We start from the raw sequence: 20,691 nt of genomic DNA, 5'->3' as shown, positions 1-20,691 counted from the left end.
CGACTGATGGGCAAACTGACACAACGCCTTCGCGAGCAAGCCCGCTCCCACAGGTGTTCGTGGTCAGCCCAGGTTTTGTTCGGTCAAGCGCTGCACGACCAAACGCCGATAATGCGACGGGGTCATGCCTTTGAGCGCCTGGAAGCGGCGGTTGAAATTGGAAATGTTGTTGAAGCCCGACTCGAAACACACGTCGGTCACGGGTTTGTCGCCATCGGCCAGCAACTCGCAGGATTTGCTGATGCGCAAGCGATTGACGAACTCGATGAAATTGCGCCCCGTAGCCTGCTTGAACACCCGACTGAAGTAAGTCGGCTTCATACCCAGGTGCTCGGCCACTTCTTCCAGCGTCAGGTCCCGGGCGTAGTGGGCGAAAATGTAATCCACCGCGCGGTTGGTGCGGTCGATGTTGTGCTCGTCCGCCAGTTGCGAGGTGGTCGCGCCGGACAGCAACTGGTAATCGTCACAGGCGGCGAGCAGTTCCAGCAGGATGAAAAAGTGGCCCAGGCGCGTCACGCCATTGCTGTCGGCGATGCGCTGCATCAGATCCATGGCTTTGCGGATAGTGTGCTTGCAACGAAATTCGATGCCGTACTGCGCGCGCTCCAGCAGCGGCGCCAGGGTCTTGAGTTCGGCGAACACCTGATAACCGCTGTCGAACAGCTCATCGGTGAAGTTGACCAGCATGTCGCGCTTGGCCACCACTTCATCCTCGGCCACCTGGCTGATCCAGTTGTGAGGCAGGTTGGGGCCGGTGAGGAACAGGGTTTCGGGGTAGAAGTTACCGATGTAGTCGCCGATGAACACCTTGCCGGAACTGGCGACGATCAGGTGCAGCTCGTATTCCTTGTGAAAGTGCCAGCGCACCAGCGGGCAGGGGAAGCCGTGCTGGCGATAGATGATCGACAACCCGTTGTGGTCGTCCATCAGCTCATAGGAAGGGTCGGTGACGCGGGCGGTGCGGTTCATGGCTGGGTGCTTTTGTTGTTATCGCCGCGTGATCATGCCTCTTTCAGGGCCCCTAACGCCAGCCAGTAGGCCAACCCGATACCTGTGGGAGCGGGCTTGCTCGCGAAAGCGGTGGATCAGCCGAGCAATCTGTTGGTTGATCCACCGCTTTCGCGAGCAAGCCCCCTCCCACGGTTTTTGTTAAACAACGCGGTTTTTGGCCTCGATCCACTGCGCCATGTACTGGGTGCTCTTGTGCTGGTGATGGCGCAGCATGCTGCCGGTGAAGTTGTCGCGGCGGATTGCAGGCAGGTGCTCCAGGCAATGTTCGATCCGTTCGACCAGCGCCGGGCCATGAATGGCCTGCTGGTAACGCTTGGCCAGCAATTGCAGCCCGTCGGCCTGGGCCTGCAGCCAGCGCGGCTTGTCCTGATGCAGCAGCACTGCATGTTCGGCGAATTCCCGGGCGGTGCGGGTGATGGCGCCGGGCCAGGGCTCGTCGCCGTGCATGGCTTCGGCGCCGATGGGCGTGGTGACGTTGGGGGTGCCACAGAGCATCGCATCGACGATCTTGCCCTTGACCCCGGCGCCAAACCGCAACGGCGCCATGCACACCCGGGCTGCGGACATGACTTGCAGCGCGTCTTCGGCCCAGTTCATCACATGAAAACCCTGGGCGGCGTTGTGCAGGGCGGTGGCCTTGGGCGGCGTGTAGGCGCCATAGATGTGCAATTGCGCGCCGGGCAGTCGTTCGCGGATCAGCGGCCAGATGGCGGTTTTCAGCCAGAGCACCGCGTCCCAGTTCGGCGCATGGCGGAAGTTGCCGATGTGCAGGAAATGCGCGCGATCTTCGAACGGCACCGGCGGCGCAGTCGGCAGATCGACCATCAGCGGGCACCCGTGCAGCAGCCCGCGGGGCATCTTGAACTGCTCGACCAGCAACTCGATTTCCACCTCGCTGATCATCAGGTTCAAATCGCAGCGATACATCGCGGCGATCTCCCTTTGGGCCAGGTCGGTGTCGGCCATGAACTCGAACTCCTCGCGCAAGGCCGGGGCGAACAGGCCGCTGAAGTCATTGGCATCGTCACTGTCTTTCAAACGCTGCTTGAGCCGCTGGTGCCGGGCATCGCGCAGGCTTTGCAGGTCCGATGTCTCGAGCACGCGCAGGGCATTGGGGCAGTGTTTTTCAACGCGCCAGCCGAACTGCTCTTCCATCATGAAGCGATCGAACAGCACCACATCCGGCGCCAGTTCGCTGATAAACGCGTCGAAGCTGCTGTTGTTCAATTCGATCGGTACTTCGCGGATGCCCAGGGCGCCGAGGTCGGCGCGGTGTTCACCGGACCGCGCGGGGCTGCTGAAGGTGACGGTCCAGCCGCGGGCGAGGAACGATTCGAGGATTTGCATCATGTGCCCGCCAGCCGCCGAAGAGCGGGGCTCGGGCCAGACGTAACCAATGACCAGGACGTTGGTTGCGCGGGGGTGAGTCATCAGGGGCGTTCCTTGGAGCGGGAGGGGTCAGCATCGAGGTGCGATTTAAACACAGCTCGGCTGGTTTCTGAGCGCAAGTCATCCGTCTGTGGCGAGGGGATGATTCTTCTCGCCACAGATGCGGATGCTCCCGTTCAGGTGAACAGCACTGCGTTAATAGGAAGGCGTCTTCGGTGCTTTGATGGCTTTGTCGAGCCAGGCCGAATCGGTTGGGTCCATCCAGCGCTGCACGGGCGGTGACGCGTTCCAGTCGGTGGCGAAGATCTGCATGTGTTGTTCTTTCCAGGACGTCATGGTGCCTGCGAACCTTTTGGCGAAGTCCTTCGCCGGATAGGTGGAACCGGTCCAGGCGTCGAGAATCCAGGCGTCCTTGAACGCAGGCTCGCTGAAATCAATGGTTGAGGCCACAGGCCCTTTTTGCGGCACGCCTGCTACGACAAACGTATGGCCAGGAAACATCCATCGAGAGCCGGTTCCGCCGCTTTCATGCAGGACTTGCAATGCCACGGCGTTCATGAGATCGCAATTTCCAGCACCGGTCTTGTGCACTAAACCAAAGATTTCCCGAATATTCCCATCGACTCTTGCGTATTGCCACATAACGACCGGCAGGGTCATGGCCTGACGCTGGAGGTCAACAGGATCATTCACGATTCTCTGGTTAGCCGGTCCGAGACCCGTCGCTTTTATCTGTGCTTGTACCTGTATCAAGGATTGTTCCGCCAGGATTCGGTTCTGTTCAGAAGCAGAACGCGAATTGAACAGGGGCGGTTTTGAGATGGGTTCAATCTTGATGGCCGGTATGACGACTTCGATGTCGAGATCGCCATGTTTGTTCATGGCCATCACCATGAGATCGCGTTTCTGCGATTCGGTCATCTGTGCCGACAGTTGCTTGAAATGTTCTATGTCATCAGTCTTCCAGCCATTGGCTTCGAGGCTTTTGTAGAGGGAATTGAGCGGTGGCAGCAGTACAAACTCGTTATTGACTGACCCGCCGCCAGCGATGAGATAGGGGTCCTTGACCTTGTGATATTGGTTGATGAGGTTTTCGCCCAGACCTCCGTCGGCATAATCAAGCCGTTTGAAGTCCACCCGGCTCTGCGTGGCGTCGTACTTGCAATAGTAGAAAAGCCCGGTGTCTGCCTCCGCAACCAGATAAGTGTGGGTACCCCAGATTTTCCCAGGTATGTCTACCTTGAAGGCTCTGACCTCACGGGCATCCTCGATTCCTTCGACAATGCTGCCGATTCTGACCACACAGGTGGCGTCATTCAGATTTTCGTCCTTGATCTTGCCTGCAAAACCGAAATGCTCGTTCGCAATGACACTGCCGGGAGTCGTGGTCTTGAATTGCAGGGCGACGGTCAATTCGTCGGGTTTGCAGTCGCGAAAATCATGGCCGCACTTGTAGATGCGTCGTTCATGAACAACCCGGGGAGCAACGCCTTGTTCGCCGGAGGTGGGATAGAGACGTTTGTGTTCAATGGCTTGAACGCGTTTCTCTTCGACCGTCGTTAAATAACTATCCAGCACTTTTGAGAAGCAGTTGTTGAGATTGCGCTTGCTCTTCCCGGAGCGGCAGATCGCTTCGTATCCGTCCAGGCCCTTGAAATGGGCCGCGCAATTGATGTCGCTGAGCGCTTCCGGATGTTCAGGATCGAAGCGATACACCTTATCGCCATCAACGATGTCGGTGCCTGTGCTGCGCGGGATGACATGGGGTTGCGATTCGAAAACCCGGGTGTTGATCAGCGGGCTTGAACCGTCGTCAAGGCTGATCCGTTCCAGGGCAATCGAGCTGTCCGGCAGGAAGTGTTCCAGTGGCGATCCATACGGCCGGTTGGTGCCGGCATCGAAGGCGAACCATTTACCCTCCTTGAACAGGGCGGTGACGGGCCCGGTCTGGCCCGGCACACCCGTACCGGCCAGGCCCTGGGCAATGTCGGCCCGTTTCAACAGCTCGGCAGGGGGCACGCCTTTGCCGCCAACATAAATACTCCTGATCTGCTCCAGCCCCATGCCGGCGGCTCGGTAGGCTTGACTGCCCAGGCTGCACACCACGTTTTTGCCGAACCTGAACAGATCGCCGACACCGTCCAGCGGGTTGGCGGACGAGACGACGGTGCTGCCCATGATCCAGCCCATCTTCAGGGCCCTGGGCACAAAGGCGCCTGCGGTTTGTGCCACTTTGGTGGCTGCGCCGATGGCACGGCCGCCGGGTATGACGAAGCCTGCTGCGTCCAGCGTGCAGTCCAGCGCCGCGCCGGGCGTGTCGCCCTGGATAAGGTTTTCGATGCAGGATTTGAAGGGCACAAGACTCACGAAAAAGTCTTTTATCCGGCGCTTGAGGTCGTTTTCATTCTCGGAGTTCGTAGAGCCCCTGGCATGGGCTTCGAGTTGTTCGCGCCCCACCACGAAATGCTCATCGACGACAACGGCCGCCAAATGGTTGATTCGGGCGTTGGCTGAAAAGGCGTTTGGCACTTTGCTGAAGTCGTAATCGGGAGGGTAGAACACGGCCTCCTGATGAGTTGGCTTGATTTCTTCAATGATGACGTTGGAGGTCATGCCGCTGCGCGGTGCCGTACCTTGTTCGTAGGCTGCCCAATCGATGGGTTGGGGTGTGGCACATTGCTTTTCGATATAGCCGCTGGGGTCCTTCATGCTGCGGAAAGTCTTGAGTTTGCCGTTCAGGTGCAAGGTTTCAGGCAGCTCACTGTTTTTTCGAATCTCAACCGAGCCGGGGAACACTTCGTAGTAAGTGACGTCTTGTTTACCCGTGTGGCTGTTTTGCAGTTCCGAGCGTATCAAGATGCCGTGTCGCCCCTTGTGCGCTTCTATTTGTTCACGGGTCTGGAAATGTCGGTCTTCGTCAATCTCGCTGCGCACGGAATAGAAGGTCTGACGGCCATATTCAAGGCTTTGTCGATCTTCCAGCGGCAGCTGCGAAATGAGGTACTTGAATACAGAACCCGAGCCACTGCGCACGTTGTCGAAGTACGCCGTAAAGGTCTCCTTGAACAGTGCCGCAGCCGGCTTCAACTGGCTGAACTTGCCTTCCAGTGCCTGGATGGCAAGCTGTTCGTTGTAGGAGCTCCACTTGCCCGGTTCCAACTGCCCGGTCACGTAGAGATCCAGCAGCGAGTACCTGGTAGCCCGCACGCTGTGAGGAATGTTTGTTTGCCGAAGGCACAGGTCATCAAAGGGGAGCCCTTTGCCGAACACCCGCTCCAGCTCCGCCAGTGCCAGCCCCTCCCTTGTCGGTACGTCCGCCGCCAGAAACTCCCGCGCCTGTGCCATCTCCACGCGGATGCCGTTGAATTTTTCACGGGCGATGTCCAGTTGAGCAGGGGTGTAGCTGTCACTGGCATTGGGCACCAGGATGCCGTTGGCAAGCGCCCAGTCGATCAGCGGATTGACCGAAGCCGATTGCGCAGCGATGTCCTGGCCGACGGAAACCGGTGCGGTGTTGCCGTATGCCATGACCTGCTCGAAGGTCATCCGGGCCGAGATGCCCGGGTCCAGCTGTTCAAGGCGTGCAACGGCGATCCTCAAGCTTGTCCACGTATGGCTGCCGCACACCAGGTTTGGCGGCAGGTCGCGAACCAGGAACTCTGGGGCCTTGCCGGACAGCAGATGATAGGCGGCGACGGAGGCGGTATTGGCAGTGACTTTGTCACCGGCAATGAGGTGAGCCTGCAGTCGTTCGATGACGGTCGCAGGTTTCACGCCCAGGTTGGCGATTTGCGTGAGGCTGTATCCGGCGACGTCGTTGCGCGGCACCCCCGGGGTGGCATCAAGGTCGAGCAGCAATGCTGCCATGACCCACTCGGACGCGCTGTCCTGGCTGGGTATGGCGCCCAGATTCGCTTCCAGGGCCTGACCCAGTTGCCTGGCTTTATCACTGTTCAGGGCGCTATTGAGTCCTTGCGCCGGGCTGACTACCGTCTGATGTTGCAGCAGGGTGTCGAGCAGTCCGCTGGCAGCCGAATGCTTGAACTGCTGCACGGTTTTGCCAATGGTCGCGACCTGAGCGGAGCTCAAGGGGCGCGGGTAGCCCAAGGCGCCCCGGTAGTTACCCCTGGGCGTATTTTCGGGTAAGGCGAAGGTCAAGACATCGATCAGGTTGCGCACCTGGCCCGCGGTTTTCGGAACCGTCCATCCCATGGCGTTGATGAACCGCTGTGCACTGACCATGCGTTTGGCTTCGTGCGCATACGCGGCGGCGAACAGCGAGTCGCGGTGTGCCGCGACCTTGCAGGCAATGAGATTGACAGGCGCACTGTCTGGCTTGTCTTTGACCAGATCGGCAAGCTGGGTCTTGAGAAAGTGATGGGCGTAAAGGTCGCCCAGCAGTTGCCGTTGTTTTTCGACCTGGGCGTGTGATCGCAGTTGTGCGGGCCTTAGCGGGTCGTCAGGGGCAATCTCGGGAAAGCGCTGGCTTGCGCTCAATTCCCGGGCCCGTTGCCTGGCCTGGGCGCGGTCGGGCGAAGCGCTTTCTCCATAAAATCCGCTGACCAGCTTCAACGGAATCGATGAGCCGCTGGGGTAAGCCACACCCAGGTGGGTTGGATCGACGACTTTTGCCGACCGCAGTATCGGCCCGGCAACGTTGGCCCAACCGCTGCCGTCGCGCAGCGTGAAGGTGGTTTTGACGCCGCCTGCCACGCCGGTCAGCGTGCTGTCCGCGGTGTTCACGTGCAGCGTCGATAGATCGATTTTTGCCTGTACGGCCCAGTCGTTGAAGAACGGGTTTTTGAACGCATTGACCAGGTTCAGCCAGCAGCGGCCGAAGCTTGAGTGCACCGGCAGGGTGATTGCCTTTGAATCGTAGGGCTCGCTGGCGTCGGCATACGCCAGTAATGCCCGTGTGTAGTGGCTGAGCAGCTTGGAATCGCCATCGGCTCGCGAATCATCCGACCAGGTGGCGGAGCGTCGGTGGCGCAGCAAGCGGATCACCTGTACGGCGGGATCGTCTGATGTTTCTGAAGAGTCGTCGTCGATGTCCTGATGGGCAGCATCAGCAGGGGTCTGAAGCGCTGACAGGGTTTCGAGGTAGCCTGCCAGACGCTCAGCGTCGTGAGATTCAGCCGTTGCTCCGTCCGGCTCTCCCTCGATCTCACGCGCGTGGTTGCTCGATAACGGGGAGTTTTTATCCACCGCCGCGATGTCGCGCTTGCGAATATGATGGACATTCGACCCCGCCGCGGCAGGCGCGTGGGGTTTTAACTCAAGGATCAACTCGGCAAAGGTTTTTCCAGGATCATGGGCACTGTGTTGTTGCAGCAACAGTGCAACCTCATCGATCAGTTGCGCGTCATCGAGCAAGTCATGGGCACTGGATTCGTACATCAGTTGCAGGATGGTGTCTTCCAGCGCGGGTGCGCCTTCAGCGACGGGCTCGCGCAGAAGGGTCTCGATAGCGTCTGCCCCGGGTTCGTCGTGCGGCACAGCGGGTTCTGTGACGGCCATCGACTGGTTTGAGACGGGGCCATCGGGAGCCAGGTCGGGGTGTTTCTCGGCATAACGATGGTAAAGGGCCCAGAGGGCGCTTAGGGTTGTGGCTGCCAGTGCCGCCCCCACGGTTTTGCCGGGATTATCCTTGAGCACCTCGACCCCGGCACTGGACAGGCCTGCAACACGGCTGCCGGCGAGGGTCAGGCCCGCCGACAGCCGCACCAGCAGGTCGTGCAGGGCGGGTCCGATCGTCTCCCACCAGGACACCGTTTGAGCGTCCTCAACGGTCGAGCCGTAAACAGCGCGCGACAGCAGCACATCCTTTTCGTGGTCATCCACGCTAGCCAGGCTTTCCAGATGGCCCGCCAGATCCAACACCCTCATCTCGATCTCGATGGCAGACGCCTCTGGAAAGCTGAAGGCCTGGTCGATTGCAATCAATGCGTCGTTGATCTGTTGGTAGAGCCCTTCAAGAGAGCTCGGGTGCGCCACTGCCGTCGGGACGGGACCTGAATTGGCATGGACAGGCTGAGCCGGTGCCTCGGTCTCCCCGGACTCCAGGCGATCAGTGGGGGGACGCTGCCGTAAGCGGTCGACGATGCCAGGCACGTCAATTGCGCTCAACAGATTGGCGACGTAGGCCATTTTATTCGCCACGCCTCCTTCGAAGCTCGGCCCGGTGGTGATGACGTCACGGTAAAAACTGGATTTGCGTTCGATTTCCAGCAGTGTCTGTACCAGTGCCGACTCGGTAGCCGGGCTTTCGGCCGGCCGCTCGGGTTCCGGTTCCGGGGCTGGTGCCGGTTTGGTGCCGAAGATGAAGTGCATCGCTGCGTTTTCAATCGCTGCGCTGGCGGTGTCTTTGATGCTTTGCACAGAGATTGAACCCAGCCCGTCGAGCACTGCGTTCATCGGCGTGGCTATCGTCGATAGCCTGGCCTGCAGTTTTCCGGGGTTGACGATCTCCTCCAGCCAACTGCGCTCTGGTCGGTTATCGACGATCTCGATGTTTTTCAGCTGCGCATCCAGCTGCCGGGCGGCGTCGGCGAAACGCTCGGTCCAGCGCTTGCGTTCATGGAGATCGGGATTATCGATGGCGTTGACCAGCAAGCCCACCAAGGTTTGAGCGTGCTTGGGCGATGGCCTGACATGCAAATGGTCTTCAAGTTGACGCACGTGTCGGTTGAAGGGGGAATCGGATGAGCGACGGGTGAACTTGAGTGCGAAGCGGGTGAGGTCGCGAAGTTGGTTCCATGTGTCATTGTCAAGCAACTCGCCAGCGGCGATTTGCTGCCCGCGATGCAGGCGAGAAAGCGTCAGCTGGGTCTGGATGAAGCCGTGCACACCCTCGCCATTGCGGCCTCGAGGGAAGTTGACGTTCTCGCCGAATGCGTCTGCCCATCGCGCCGGGGGCTGATGACAGATGATGTCGACGAACTCGCGCAGGCGTGTCCGTGATAGGCCTTGCACGGGTTTCACCGAGCGCAGGATCGTGTCGCGCAGTCTCGACGCCAGCTGCGATCCGGTCTCGGTCTGCAAAAAACCGCTTTGGAGTATTTGCAGAACCTCTTCTTCGGTGACGGTACCGGTTTGCAGACGATTCAGCACAGATTCCCAGTGCCGTTCCAGAGACGTTTGGTCATGGATTGTCGCCTCTTTCAAACTGTCCGGTACATCGAGGGGCGAGAGGAGGCCGTTGTAAACCGGGGGCGCAAGGGGTTGTCCCGCGTCCGGCGAGGCGTTTTTTGGTGGGCCGGGAAGCGGGGACCATGCCGTACCGCTGATGGAATTGCCGACGCGGAACTCGCGCGACAAAGGAGTGGAGGGTTCGCCACGGATGGCAGTCGGTATAGGCGCGGAGGCGGTTGCGGTGATATTGGCTGCAGGAAGCATTGAAGTCTTATCGCAAGGCAGGCTGAAAAAAAGCCTGAACGCTTGTCTCGCTCAGGCAGGTATCAGCTCACAACGATAGGCACCCGGGGGGTGCCAAACCTGATGGAAATATTGAAAGGCAACCAGAATTGAGCCCTTGCCGCCAGGGCACGGCTGCTCAGCCGATGATGCTTTTAACCTTGTCGCGTAACTGGTCAATGGAGAACGGCTTGCCGATCAGGTACATGCCCTCGGGCACATCGATGCTCTCGGCATAACCGCTGGCAAACAGGATCGGCAGGGTCGGGCGCAGGGTGCGGGCTTCGTTGGCCAGTTCCCGGCCGTCCATGATCGGCAGGCCGACGTCGGTCATCATCAGGTCGATGGGCCGGTTGACGTCCTTGAGGATGGCCAGGGCCTGTTCGCTGCCATCGGCTTCCAGCACGTTGAACTCCAGTTCATCGAGCACATCGACAATCAGCATGCGCACGATGGCATCGTCTTCGACGACCAGGATGGTGGAGGCGTTGGCAGACATAGTGGGCTTTCTCGGAAATGGGTGGGCAGTCGCCGGTCGATCGAATTCGCCGGATCTACTCCATGAGTAAGTGGCGAATCACGACAAGTTCCCGACGCGCTATAAAAGAATAGTGGAAAGAATAACCGCTCACGTAGGCAAGAGCGCGCCTGAATGTAGGACTTTGCGCGAAAAAGCGTGAGAAAATTGGATCGATACGCCTGTTTTGGGGCAAACTCCGTATTTTTCACTTGTTCAACAAGGCTTGAATATGACCACCGCGTCCTCGGTTGATGAGCAACGATTCCGTAAACTCCTGAGCCGCAATATCAGCCTGCCGCTGGGCGTCGGCGTCATCAGCGCGGTTTTTTTCGTCTCACTGATCACGTACCTGTTGTCGACGATCCAGTGGGTCGAGCACACGGACCGGGTGATCAATAACGCCAATGAGGCGGTCAAGCTGACCGTCGACCTGGAAACCGGCATGCGCGGTTTTCTGCTCAGTGGTGACGAGAAGTTTCTCGAACCCTATGAAACCGCCAAGCCGCGCGTCGAAGTGGTGCTCAACACCCTGCTCGAATTGACCGCCGACAACCCGGCGCAGACCGATCGGCTGCACCGCTTGCAGTCGCTGCAACAGGAGTGGGCCGACTATGCGCAGAGCATGATCGATCTGCAGCGCTCCAGCGGTGACTACCGCGGCGCGGTGCGCAACGGCAAGGGCAAGCGCCTGACCGATGAAGTGCGCAAGCAATTCGATGAAGTGATCGCCATGGAGCAGCAGTTGCGCACTACGCGCAACGAAGAGGTGCGCCGGACCACGGTCTGGAGCATCGCCCTCTACCTGTTGTTCATCGCCGTCATCAGTGGCTTGCTGGCCTATATCGGCCGTCGTGACCTGGTCAATCTCTCCGAGCAGTACGGCGCCAATCTGGCCAAGCAACAGGCCAGCGCCGAGCGCCTGGAGCGCCAGGGCTGGCTGCGCAATGGTCAGACCGAACTGGCCGAGCAGGTTCTGGGGCAACTGTCGCTGAATCTGCTGGGGCGCAACATCCTGCAGTTCTGCGCTCAGTACCTGGGCATCGCCGTGGCGGCCATTTATGTGCGTGAAGAACACGGTGGCCTGCGCCGCGTGGCGTCCTACGGGTTATCCCGCGAGCAGGAAGCCATCGACCAACAGATCTACAGCGACGAAGGCATCGTTGGTCAGGCCGCGACCCAGGCCCGGCTGATTCGTCTGGACAACGTGCCCAACGACTATTTCAAAGTCAGCTCCGGTCTTGGCGAAGGCTTGCCGCGCAGCGTACTGGTGGTGCCGACCAGCGACGATGATCGGGTCAACGGTGTCATCGAACTGGGCTTCCTGCGCCCACTGGAAGAGCGCGATATCGAATTGCTGGAACTGATTGCCGGCAACATCGGCACCTCCATCGAAGCCGCGCGCTATCGCCAGCGCCTGCAGGAAGTCCTGGCCGAAACCCAGCAACTCAATGAAGAGCTGCAGGTGCAGCAGGAAGAACTGAAGACCGCCAACGAAGAACTCGAGGAGCAGTCGCGGATTCTCAAGGAGTCCCAGGCCCACCTGGAGACTCAGCAGGTGGAGCTGGAACAGACCAACGAGCAACTGGCCGAACAGGCCGTGATCCTGGCCGAGCAACGCGACGCCATGGACCTGAAGAACACCGAGCTCAACCAGGCCCAGGCCCAGCTCGAAGAGCGCGCCGAGGAGTTGCAGCGCTCGAGCAAGTACAAGTCCGAGTTCCTGGCCAACATGTCCCACGAGCTGCGCACGCCGCTCAACAGTTCGCTGATCCTGGCCAAGTTGTTGGCTGAAAACCCCCAGGACAACCTCAGCGCCGAACAGGTCAAGTTCGCCGAGTCGATCTACTCGGCCGGTAACGACCTGCTCAACCTGATCAACGACATTCTCGATATTTCCAAGGTCGAGGCCGGCAAGCTGGAAATCCGTCCGGAGACGACCGCTGTGGCTCGCCTGGTAGACGGGTTGCGCGGCATGTTCCTGCCGCTGGCTACGGACAAGCGCCTGCAGTTCCATGTTGAACTGCAGGACGGCGCGCCGGCGATGATATTCACCGATCGCCAGCGCCTGGAGCAGGTGCTCAAGAACCTGCTGTCCAACGCCGTGAAATTCACCGAACAAGGCAGCGTCAGCCTGAGCGTGGCCGGCGCGCCGAACCAGGGCATTGCGTTCATCGTCCGCGATTCCGGGATCGGCATCGCCCAGGACCAGCAGCAAAGCATTTTCGAAGCCTTCCGCCAGGCCGATGGCACCACCAATCGCCGTTACGGCGGCACCGGTCTTGGCCTGTCGATTTCCCGTGATCTGGCGGCATTGCTCGGCGGGTCCATCAGTGTCAGCAGCACACCGGGGCAGGGCAGTGTGTTCACCCTGGTCATGCCGCAGGAGTATGTCGAGCAAGATGGCGTCGCCGTCGAGCCGATGCGGACATTGCCGGAGCCGGTGCCGGCACCGACCATGGCCGCGCCGCCGCTCAAGCCATTGATCGCCGAAGTCGACATCCCGCGCTTTAACGACGATCGGGCCAAGGCGCCGTTCACTACCCGCTGCATTCTGGTGGTGGAGGACGAACCGAATTTCGCCCACATCCTCTACGACCTGGCCCATGAACTGGGTTATCACTGCCTGGTGGCCCACGGCGCCGATGAAGGTTACGACCTGGCCATGCAGTTCATTCCCGATGCGATCCTGCTGGACATGCGCCTGCCGGACCATTCCGGGTTGACGGTGTTGCAGCGCCTGAAGGAACACCCGCAAACCCGGCACATTCCCGTGCATGTGATTTCCGTCGAGGATCGGGTTGAAGCGGCGATGCACATGGGGGCCATCGGTTACGCAGTCAAACCGACCACCCGCGAAGAGCTCAAGGACGTGTTCGTGCGCCTGGAAGCCAAGTTGACCCAGAAGGTCAAACACGTGCTGCTGGTCGAGGACGATGATTTGCAGCGCGACAGCATTTCGCGACTGATCGGCGACGACGATATCGAGATCACCGCTGTCGGCCTGGCTCAGGAGGCCCTGGACCTGCTGCGCACCACGGTGTTCGATTGCATGATCATCGACCTCAAGCTGCCGGACATGCTCGGCAATGACCTGCTCAAGCGCATGTCCATGGAGGAAATCTGCTCGTTCCCGCCGGTCATCGTCTACACAGGGCGCAACCTGACCCGCGACGAAGAGGCGGAACTGCGCAAGTATTCGCGCTCGATCATCATCAAGGGTGCACGCTCGCCCGAGCGTCTGCTCGATGAAGTGACACTCTTTTTGCACAAAGTCGAATCGCGGCTGTCCCATGAACGACAGAAGATGCTCAAGACCGCCCGCAGCCGCGACAAGGTGTTCGAGGGGCGCAAGGTGCTGCTGGTGGACGACGATGTGCGCAACATCTTCGCCCTGACCAGCGCGCTGGAACACAAGGGCGCAGTCGTGGTGATCGGCCGTAACGGCCGAGAGGCGATTGATCGATTGAATGAAGTCGAGGACATCGATCTGGTGTTGATGGACGTGATGATGCCGGAGATGGATGGTTTCGAAGCCACCATCGAGATCCGCAAGGACCCGCGCTGGCGCAAGCTGCCCATCATTGCGGTGACGGCCAAGGCCATGAAGGACGATCAGGAGCGCTGCCTGCAGGCCGGCGCCAATGACTACCTGGCCAAGCCCATCGACCTGGATCGCCTGTTCTCGCTGATTCGTGTGTGGTTACCGAAAATGGAACGTATCTAGTGCAGAGCAATCATCCCGCCGGGCGCAACAGCGAAATCGAACTGCGGTTGCTGATCGAGGCGATCTACCTCAAATACAGCTACGATTTTCGCGATTACTCCGGCGCTTCGATCAAGCGCCGGGTCGCCCACGCGCTGAACCAGTTTGAGTGCAACACCATTTCGGCGCTGCAGGAGAAGGTTCTGCACGACCCGACCGCGTTCATGCAATTGCTGCAGCTGCTGACGATTCCGGTCAGCGAGATGTTCCGCGACCCGTCGCACTTCCTGGCGATCCGCAAGGAAGTGGTGCCGCTGCTCAAGACCTATCCCTCGATCAAGATCTGGATTGCCGGGTGCAGCACCGGTGAAGAGGTGTATTCGATGGCCATTCTCTTGCGCGAAGAAGGGCTGCTCGACCGTACCATCATCTACGCCACCGACATCAATCCGCGTTCGCTGGAAAAGGCCAAGCAGGGCATTTTCTCGATGGAGAACGTACGCGCCTACACGGCTAACTATCAGCAGGCCGGTGGCCAGCGCTCGTTCGCCGATTACTACACGGCGGCCTACGGTTATGCGATTTTCGACAAGTCGCTGTGTGAGAACGTGACCTTTGCCGACCACAGCCTGGCCACTGACAGCGTATTCTCCGAAACTCAATTAATTTCATGTCGTAATGTATTGATTTACTTCAATAAAAATCTTCAGGATCGTGCCTTCGGTCTGTTTCATGAATCCCTCTGCCACCGCGGTTTTCTGGTGCTGGGCAGCAAGGAAACCCCGGATTTTTCGGCCTATGGCAACCAGTTCGAGCCGTTGGTCAAACAGGAACGGATCTACCGCAAATCATGAGCGACACAACGGGTTTGCCTTCTATAGACGCCGTCGTGATCGGCGCTTCGGCCGGTGGCGTAGAGGCGCTGCTGGGTATTCTGGGGCCCCTGCGCAAAGGCTTTGCGCTGCCGATCATCGTGGTCCTGCACCTGCCGAACGAGCGTCGCAGCCAGTTGGCCGAAGTGTTCGCCCGGCGCGTGGCGCTGCCGGTGCTGGAGGCCGCTGACAAGATGGCGATCGAGCCCGGCACCCTGTACTTCGCCACACCGGGCTATCACCTGTCGGTGGAACTCGATCGCAGCTTTTCCCTGAGCCTGGAGGACCGCGTTCATTATTCGCGGCCGGCCATCGACTTTCTGTTCGAGTCCGCCGCCGATGCCTACGGCCCGAGGTTGGCCGCCGTATTGCTGACCGGCGCCAACCGTGATGGCGCCCACGGCCTGGCCGAGGTCAAGCGCCAGGGCGGCCTGACCATTGTTCAGGACCCCGACGAAGCCCAGGTTGCGACCATGCCCCAGGCCGCGCTGGACATTCACCAGCCTGACCACATTCTCCCTATCCGCGGCATCGGCCGTCTGCTTGTCGAGCTGGAACGAATCGCATGTTAAGTAATATCCAGGCCAAACTGCTGATCGTCGACGATCTGCCGGAGAATCTGTTGGCACTCGAAGCGCTGATCAAGCGCGAAGACCGCGCGGTGTTCAAGGCGCAATCGGCCGACGAGGCCTTGTCGCTGCTGCTGCAACACGAATTTGCCATGGCCATTCTCGACGTGCAGATGCCCGGCATGAACGGCTTCGAACTGGCCGAGCTGATGCGTGGCACGGAAAAGACCAAGAACATCCCCATCGTGTTCGTCAGTGCCGCGGGTCGCGAGCTGAACTATGCGTTCAAGGGCTACGAAAGCGGTGCCGTGGACTTTCTGTACAAACCGCTGGATATCCATGCGGTCAAGAGCAAGGTCAATGTGTTCGTCGAGTTGTACCGCCAGAGCAAGGCCATGAAGCAACAGGTCGAAGCCCTGGAGCAGGCCCGCCGCGAGCAGGAGGCGTTGCTGGCACAACTGCAAAGCACCCAGTCGGAACTGGAGCAGGCGGTGCGCATGCGCGATGACTTCATGTCCATCGTCGCCCATGAGGTGCGCACGCCGCTCAACGGCCTGATCCTCGAAACCCAACTGCGCAAGATGCACCTGGCCCGGGATAACGCCGCGGCATTCACCCTCGACAAGATGCAGGCCATGGTCGACCGCGACGAGCGGCAGATCAAAAGCCTGATCCGCTTGATCGAAGACATGCTCGATGTGTCGCGCATTCGCACCGGCAAGCTGTCGATCCGGCCAACCTGCTTTGACCTGACGGTGCTGGTGCGTGCGCTCCTGCAGAATTTCGCCCAGCAGATCGAGGTCGCCGAAGCGTCCGTGACCCTGGAGGCCGAGCAACCGGTGATCGGCAATTGGGACGAATTCCGCATTGAGCAGGTGATTTCCAACCTGCTGACCAACGCCTTGCGCTACGGTGCCAAGAGTCCGATCCAGGTGAAGGTGTACAGTGAAAACAATGAAGCGCGGGTTGAAGTGCGAGATTTCGGGATCGGCATCAGCGAAGAGAACCAGCAACGGATTTTCCAGCAATTCGAGCGGGTCACGGCCAAGTACGCTGTCGCGGGGCTGGGCCTGGGGTTGTTCATTTCCGAACAGATCGTAACCGCCCATGGCGGCACCATCACCGTCGAAAGCCGGATTGGCGAAGGCGCCCTGTTTCGCGTTTGTCTGCCGCTGTAGGAAAACAGCCAGAAAAACGCAACCTCTGGTCGACCCCACGGTCGTATCAGCAGCTATTGACCGAACAAAGGCTTCCCATGAGTGAAGATGCACAAGATGTAGTACTCGTCGTCGAGGACGAGCCGGTGATCCTGATGGTGCTGACCGACTATCTGTCGGGGCAGGGGTATCGTGTGCTGCAGGCAGAAAACGGCGAACAGGCTTTCGAGATCCTCGCCACCAAACCCCATCTGGATATGTTGATTACCGATTATCGCTTGCCTGGCGGCATCTCCGGTGTGCAGATCGCCGAGCCCGCGGTAAAGCTGCGACCGGACTTGAAGGTGATTTTCATCAGCGGTTATGCCCGTGAAATCCGTGAAACCGGCAGCCCGATCACCCTCAAGGCGCCGATCCTGGAAAAGCCCTTCGACCTGGATGTGTTGCAGGACATCATGCAGGATTTGCTGTCCTAGGGCGTACACCGCTCCCGCAGGGGGTTGCATGCCCCTGTGGGAGCGAGCTTGCGCGCGATGGCCTCAAGTTCACCGCATTCAATCAGCAAGCCAGCGTTGTCGCTGGCAACCATCGCGAGCGGGCTCGCTCCCACCGTTAAGCCTATCGGGCTTCAGGTTTTGATCATCTCCCGCACCTTCGCCGTCAGCAGGTCGAAGGTGAAGGGCTTGGTGATCATCTGCATGCCAGAATCCAGGAAACCGCCGCGCACGGCCGCGTGTTCAGCGTAGCCGGTGATGAACAGTACCTTGAGGTCGGGGCGGTGCTGGCGGCCGATTTCCGCCAGTTGCCGGCCGTTCATGCCAGGCAGGCCGACGTCGCTGATCATCAGGTCGATCCGTTGCTCCGAATCGAGAATCGGCATGGCGCTGTCGGCGTCGCCAGCCTCGACGAAGGCATAACCCAACTCACTCAACACCGCACTGACCAACACTCGCACGGCAGGATCGTCCTCGACGATCAATACCGTTTCGCCATGCTGCGCAAACAGCGGATGGACATTTTCCACCGGTTGCGCCTGGGGCAGGTCGCCGCCGAAGCGCGGCAGGTACAGGCTCACCGTGGTGCCGGCGCCCACTTCGCTGTCAATGACGACATGACCGCCTGATTGCTTGGTGAAACCGTAGATCATGGACAACCCAAGGCCGGTGCCCTGACCGATCGGCTTGGTGGTGAAGAACGGGTCGAACGCGCGATTGATCGTGGTTTGCGGCATGCCACAGCCATTGTCCGTCACGCTGAGCACCACGTAATCCCCCGGCTCGAGGTTGCTGTACAGATGGGTGAATTCAGCATCCAGATACTGGTTCGAGGTTTTAACCACCAACTTGCCGCCATCGGGCATGGCATCCCGGGCATTGATCACCAGGTTGAGCAGGGCGCTTTCCAGTTGATTGGGGTCCGCTTCAGCGACCCACAACGGCTCGCTCAACTGCATCTCCAGGCGAATCCTTTCGTCGATGCTGCGTTGCAGCAGTTCGCCCATGGACACCACCAGCTTGTTCATTTCCACCGGTTTGGAATCCAGCGACTGGCGGCGAGAGAACGCCAGCAAGCGGTGAGTCAGGCCTGCGGCGCGATTGGCTGAGGTCACGCCCAGGTCGATCAGGCTGTCCAGATCGTCCAGGCGTCCTCGGGCCAGGCGTCGGCGCAGCAACTCGAGGCTGCCGATGATGCCGGTCAACATGTTGTTGAAGTCGTGGGCGATGCCGCCGGTGAGCTGGCCGACCGCTTCCATTTTCTGCGACTGGCGCAACACCTCTTCGTTGTGACGAAGTTGTGCCGTGCGCTCTTCGACTTGCTGTTCGAGGGTTTCCAAGGTGTTTTGCAGGCGCAATTCGCTTTGACTCAGGTCGATCAGCCGATCCCTGGCTTCGTACTGTCGTCGGCGTCCGCGCAGGGCGGTGGTGACAAGGCTGATCAGGGTGACAGGATGAAAGGGCCGCTCAAGGAAGGTGACATTGCCCAACTGCGGGCCGAAGCGTGATGCCGGGTTTTGCTCCGGGCCGCCATGGTGAGTCAGTAGCACGATGGGCAGGTCCGACCACGCCGGCTGCTGCTCGATGAGCCTTAGCAGTGGCTCGAGGTCGCGTCCCAGCAACGCTTCGGACGACATGATCAGCAAGCCCGCGCCCTGCTCGAGTTCTGCGCAGAGGGCCAGCAGGTCCTGGCTGATGATGCCGTCGAAACCCGCTTCGTTGAGCAGCATCAGCGCAATCTGGCTGTCTCGCCCCAGCGGCGCGAGGATGATCGCGCGCTCGGACGTGGCCTTGTGCAAGGTCACGGGCTCTCTTCCCCGAGCAGCGGCATGCTTGCGCCGTGATAGGTCGGCACGCCGCGCAGCACGCCCTGGAACGCTTCCAACGGTTCGCCGATGGTCATGCCCTGGCCACTGATGCGGTATTCGCGGATGGTCGCTTCATGATTGCCGGTCCGTTTCTTGATAATTGAGATGGCCCGGCGCACCTTGCCCAGGGCTTCGAAGTACCGCAGCAAAATCACGGTGTCGGCCAGATACGTAATATCCACCGGCGCCTGCATGTCGCCTACCAGCCCATGCTGGGCCACCGTCATGAAGGTCGCTGCGCCTTTGCGATTGAGATACAGCAGCAACTCGTGCATGTGCAGCACCAGGGCATTTTCTTCAGGCATCGCCGCCTGGTAGCCGTTGATGCTGTCGATCACTACGGTCTTGATTCCGCGCTGATCCACGCAGCGGCGCACCCGGTGGGAAAACTCGCCGGGGGACAGTTCGGCGGCATCCACTTGTTCGATCATCAGGTTGCCGGTGTCCTGCAGCGCCTGCAGGTCAATGCCCAGATGCTTCATACGTTCGAACAGCAAGCCCAGTTCTTCGTCGAAAATGAACAGGGCGGCTTTTTCACCACGACCGACGGCGGCGGCGGCAAATAGCATCGATATCAGGGATTTGCCGGTACCGGCCGGACCCAGGATCAGTGTGCTGGAGCCGGTTTCGATGCCGCCGCCGAGCAGGGCGTCCATCTCCCTGATTCCGCTGGTCAGTTGCTGACGCAGGTAAACGCCGCGGTGTTCGGCAGCCACCAGCCGCGGGAACACGTGCACGCCATCGTTCATGATGGTGAAGTCGTGGAAACCGCCACGGTATTTCTGGCCGCGGTACTTCACCACCCGGATCCGCCGGCGTTCGGCGCCGTAGTTGGGCGTCAGTTCCTCAAGGCGAATCACCCCGTGGGCGACGCTGTGTACAGTCTTGTCCAGGGATTCGGTAGTGAGGTCGTCCAGCAGCAGGACGGTGGCGTCGTAGCGCACGAAGTAGTGCTTGATCGCCAGGATCTGCCGGCGATAGCGCAGCGAACTCTGCGCCAGCAGCCTGATCTCGGACAGGCTGTCGAGCACCACGCGGGTCGGTTTGAACCGTTCCACCACTTCGAAAATCTGTTTGGTGGCCTCGCCCAGTTCAAGGTCCGAAGAGTACAGCAGCGTCTGCTGGTGCTCGGCGTTGAGCAGGCTTTCCGGCGGCGTCAGTTCGAAGATATGAACGTTATCGTCCAGTTCCCAGCCGTGGGACCGCGCCCCCTGGCGCAGCTCTCGCTCGGTTTCGGACAGGGTGATGTACAACGAGCGTTCGCCGGCACGGGCGCCGGCCAGTAGAAAGTGCAGGGCAACCGTGGTTTTACCGGTGCCCGGCTCGCCTTCGAGCAGGAACACATGACCACGGGACAGTCCGCCATCGAGGATGTCATCCAGACCCTCAATCCCGGTGGCGGCTTTATCGCTGATGAACTCGTTGGATGTAGACAAAAAATGCCCTCTCATGACTAGGGGAAGCGAGGCAGCAGGTTCCTGGATGCTCGAATTCGAATCTGGAACGAGCTGCCTGTTTCTCTTGACCATTGGTCGCGACGAGCGTTCAACCTTTTGTGTCTGGGTGTGTTTTTGTGGGTCACCTGGTGGGCGCTGGCCTGAGCCACACTGAATTTTGCAGATGCCTCAATCCTCTGTGGGAGCGGGCTTGCTCGCGAAGGCGGTGGATCAGTCAAGGCTGTATTGGCTGATCCAC

11 protein-coding genes are annotated in these 20,691 nt (G+C 59.9%); 5 read left to right on the top strand and 6 right to left on the bottom strand.

The window, feature by feature from the left end:
- Nucleotides 1-63: 63 nt before the first annotated feature.
- The 4 genes from B0W55_RS22880 to B0W55_RS22865 all read right to left on the bottom strand — a co-directional run bounded on the left by B0W55_RS22880 (nucleotide 64) and on the right by B0W55_RS22865 (nucleotide 10,312).
- On the bottom strand, nucleotides 64-969 hold the full coding sequence (locus B0W55_RS22880; protein ID WP_077048185.1) for an AraC family transcriptional regulator: 906 nt from the start codon (nucleotides 967-969) through the stop codon (nucleotides 64-66).
- Between the two features lie 180 nt (nucleotides 970-1,149).
- A complete protein-coding gene (locus tag B0W55_RS22875; protein ID WP_077048184.1) occupies nucleotides 1,150-2,442 on the bottom strand; it encodes a glycosyltransferase in 1,293 nt (430 codons plus the stop codon).
- A 153-nt stretch (nucleotides 2,443-2,595) separates the two neighbouring features.
- Nucleotides 2,596-9,795 carry a hypothetical protein gene (locus tag B0W55_RS22870; protein WP_139340963.1) on the bottom strand — a complete coding sequence of 2,400 codons (7,200 nt, stop codon included), beginning with the start codon at nucleotides 9,793-9,795 and terminating at the stop codon, nucleotides 2,596-2,598.
- A 157-nt stretch (nucleotides 9,796-9,952) separates the two neighbouring features.
- Nucleotides 9,953-10,312, bottom strand: a complete 360-nt coding sequence (locus B0W55_RS22865; RefSeq protein WP_077048182.1) for a response regulator — start codon at nucleotides 10,310-10,312, stop codon at nucleotides 9,953-9,955.
- 250 nt (nucleotides 10,313-10,562) lie between these two features.
- On the opposite strand from B0W55_RS22865, the gene B0W55_RS22860 reads away from it, so the two are divergent.
- The 5 genes from B0W55_RS22860 (at nucleotide 10,563) to B0W55_RS22840 (ending at nucleotide 17,110) form a co-directional block, all read left to right on the top strand.
- The gene (locus tag B0W55_RS22860; protein WP_077048181.1) at nucleotides 10,563-14,057 is read left to right on the top strand and encodes a response regulator; all 3,495 of its coding nucleotides are present in this window, start codon (nucleotides 10,563-10,565) and stop codon (nucleotides 14,055-14,057) included.
- A complete protein-coding gene (locus B0W55_RS22855; protein WP_077048180.1) occupies nucleotides 14,057-14,890 on the top strand; it encodes a protein-glutamate O-methyltransferase CheR in 834 nt (277 codons plus the stop codon). Before B0W55_RS22860 ends, B0W55_RS22855 begins: the two co-directional genes overlap by 1 nt.
- A complete protein-coding gene (locus B0W55_RS22850; protein WP_077048179.1) occupies nucleotides 14,887-15,480 on the top strand; it encodes a chemotaxis protein CheB in 594 nt (197 codons plus the stop codon). Before B0W55_RS22855 ends, B0W55_RS22850 begins: the two co-directional genes overlap by 4 nt.
- Entirely contained in the window at nucleotides 15,474-16,655 is a 1,182-nt protein-coding gene (locus tag B0W55_RS22845; protein ID WP_077048178.1) for a hybrid sensor histidine kinase/response regulator, read from the top strand. The genes B0W55_RS22850 and B0W55_RS22845 overlap by 7 nt, the downstream gene beginning before the upstream one ends.
- A gap of 77 nt (nucleotides 16,656-16,732) precedes the next feature.
- Nucleotides 16,733-17,110 carry a response regulator gene (locus B0W55_RS22840; RefSeq protein WP_077048177.1) on the top strand — a complete coding sequence of 126 codons (378 nt, stop codon included), beginning with the start codon at nucleotides 16,733-16,735 and terminating at the stop codon, nucleotides 17,108-17,110.
- A gap of 152 nt (nucleotides 17,111-17,262) precedes the next feature.
- On the opposite strand, the gene B0W55_RS22835 is transcribed toward B0W55_RS22840, so the two are convergent.
- Both B0W55_RS22835 and B0W55_RS22830 read right to left on the bottom strand, forming a co-directional pair.
- On the bottom strand, nucleotides 17,263-18,933 hold the full coding sequence (locus tag B0W55_RS22835; RefSeq protein WP_077048176.1) for a response regulator: 1,671 nt from the start codon (nucleotides 18,931-18,933) through the stop codon (nucleotides 17,263-17,265).
- Nucleotides 18,930-20,432 (bottom strand): ATPase domain-containing protein, encoded by a 1,503-nt coding sequence (locus tag B0W55_RS22830; protein ID WP_077048175.1) that lies wholly within the window; start codon nucleotides 20,430-20,432, stop codon nucleotides 18,930-18,932. Before B0W55_RS22830 ends, B0W55_RS22835 begins: the two co-directional genes overlap by 4 nt.
- Nucleotides 20,433-20,691 lie beyond the last annotated feature (259 nt).

It is taken from the genome of Pseudomonas sp. KK4, assembly GCF_001984065.1.
In the GTDB taxonomy this organism is placed as follows: domain Bacteria; phylum Pseudomonadota; class Gammaproteobacteria; order Pseudomonadales; family Pseudomonadaceae; genus Aquipseudomonas.
The sequence above is the reverse complement of the archived record's forward strand: the minus strand, read 5'-3'. Positions and strand labels throughout refer to the sequence as shown.

Bases quoted from the DNA above. Each gene is read 5' to 3' on its own strand.
- B0W55_RS22865 (WP_077048182.1), bottom strand. From the start codon at position 10,312: ATGTCTGCCAACGCCTCCACCATCCTGGTCGTCGAAGACGATGCCATC.
- B0W55_RS22870 (WP_139340963.1), bottom strand. From the start codon at position 9,795: ATGCTTCCTGCAGCCAATATCACCGCAACCGCCTCCGCGCCTATACCG.
- B0W55_RS22860 (WP_077048181.1), top strand. From the start codon at position 10,563: ATGACCACCGCGTCCTCGGTTGATGAGCAACGATTCCGTAAACTCCTG.
- B0W55_RS22845 (WP_077048178.1), top strand. From the start codon at position 15,474: ATGTTAAGTAATATCCAGGCCAAACTGCTGATCGTCGACGATCTGCCG.
- B0W55_RS22840 (WP_077048177.1), top strand. From the start codon at position 16,733: ATGAGTGAAGATGCACAAGATGTAGTACTCGTCGTCGAGGACGAGCCG.
- B0W55_RS22880 (WP_077048185.1), bottom strand. From the start codon at position 969: ATGAACCGCACCGCCCGCGTCACCGACCCTTCCTATGAGCTGATGGAC.
- B0W55_RS22850 (WP_077048179.1), top strand. From the start codon at position 14,887: ATGAGCGACACAACGGGTTTGCCTTCTATAGACGCCGTCGTGATCGGC.
- B0W55_RS22875 (WP_077048184.1), bottom strand. From the start codon at position 2,442: ATGACTCACCCCCGCGCAACCAACGTCCTGGTCATTGGTTACGTCTGG.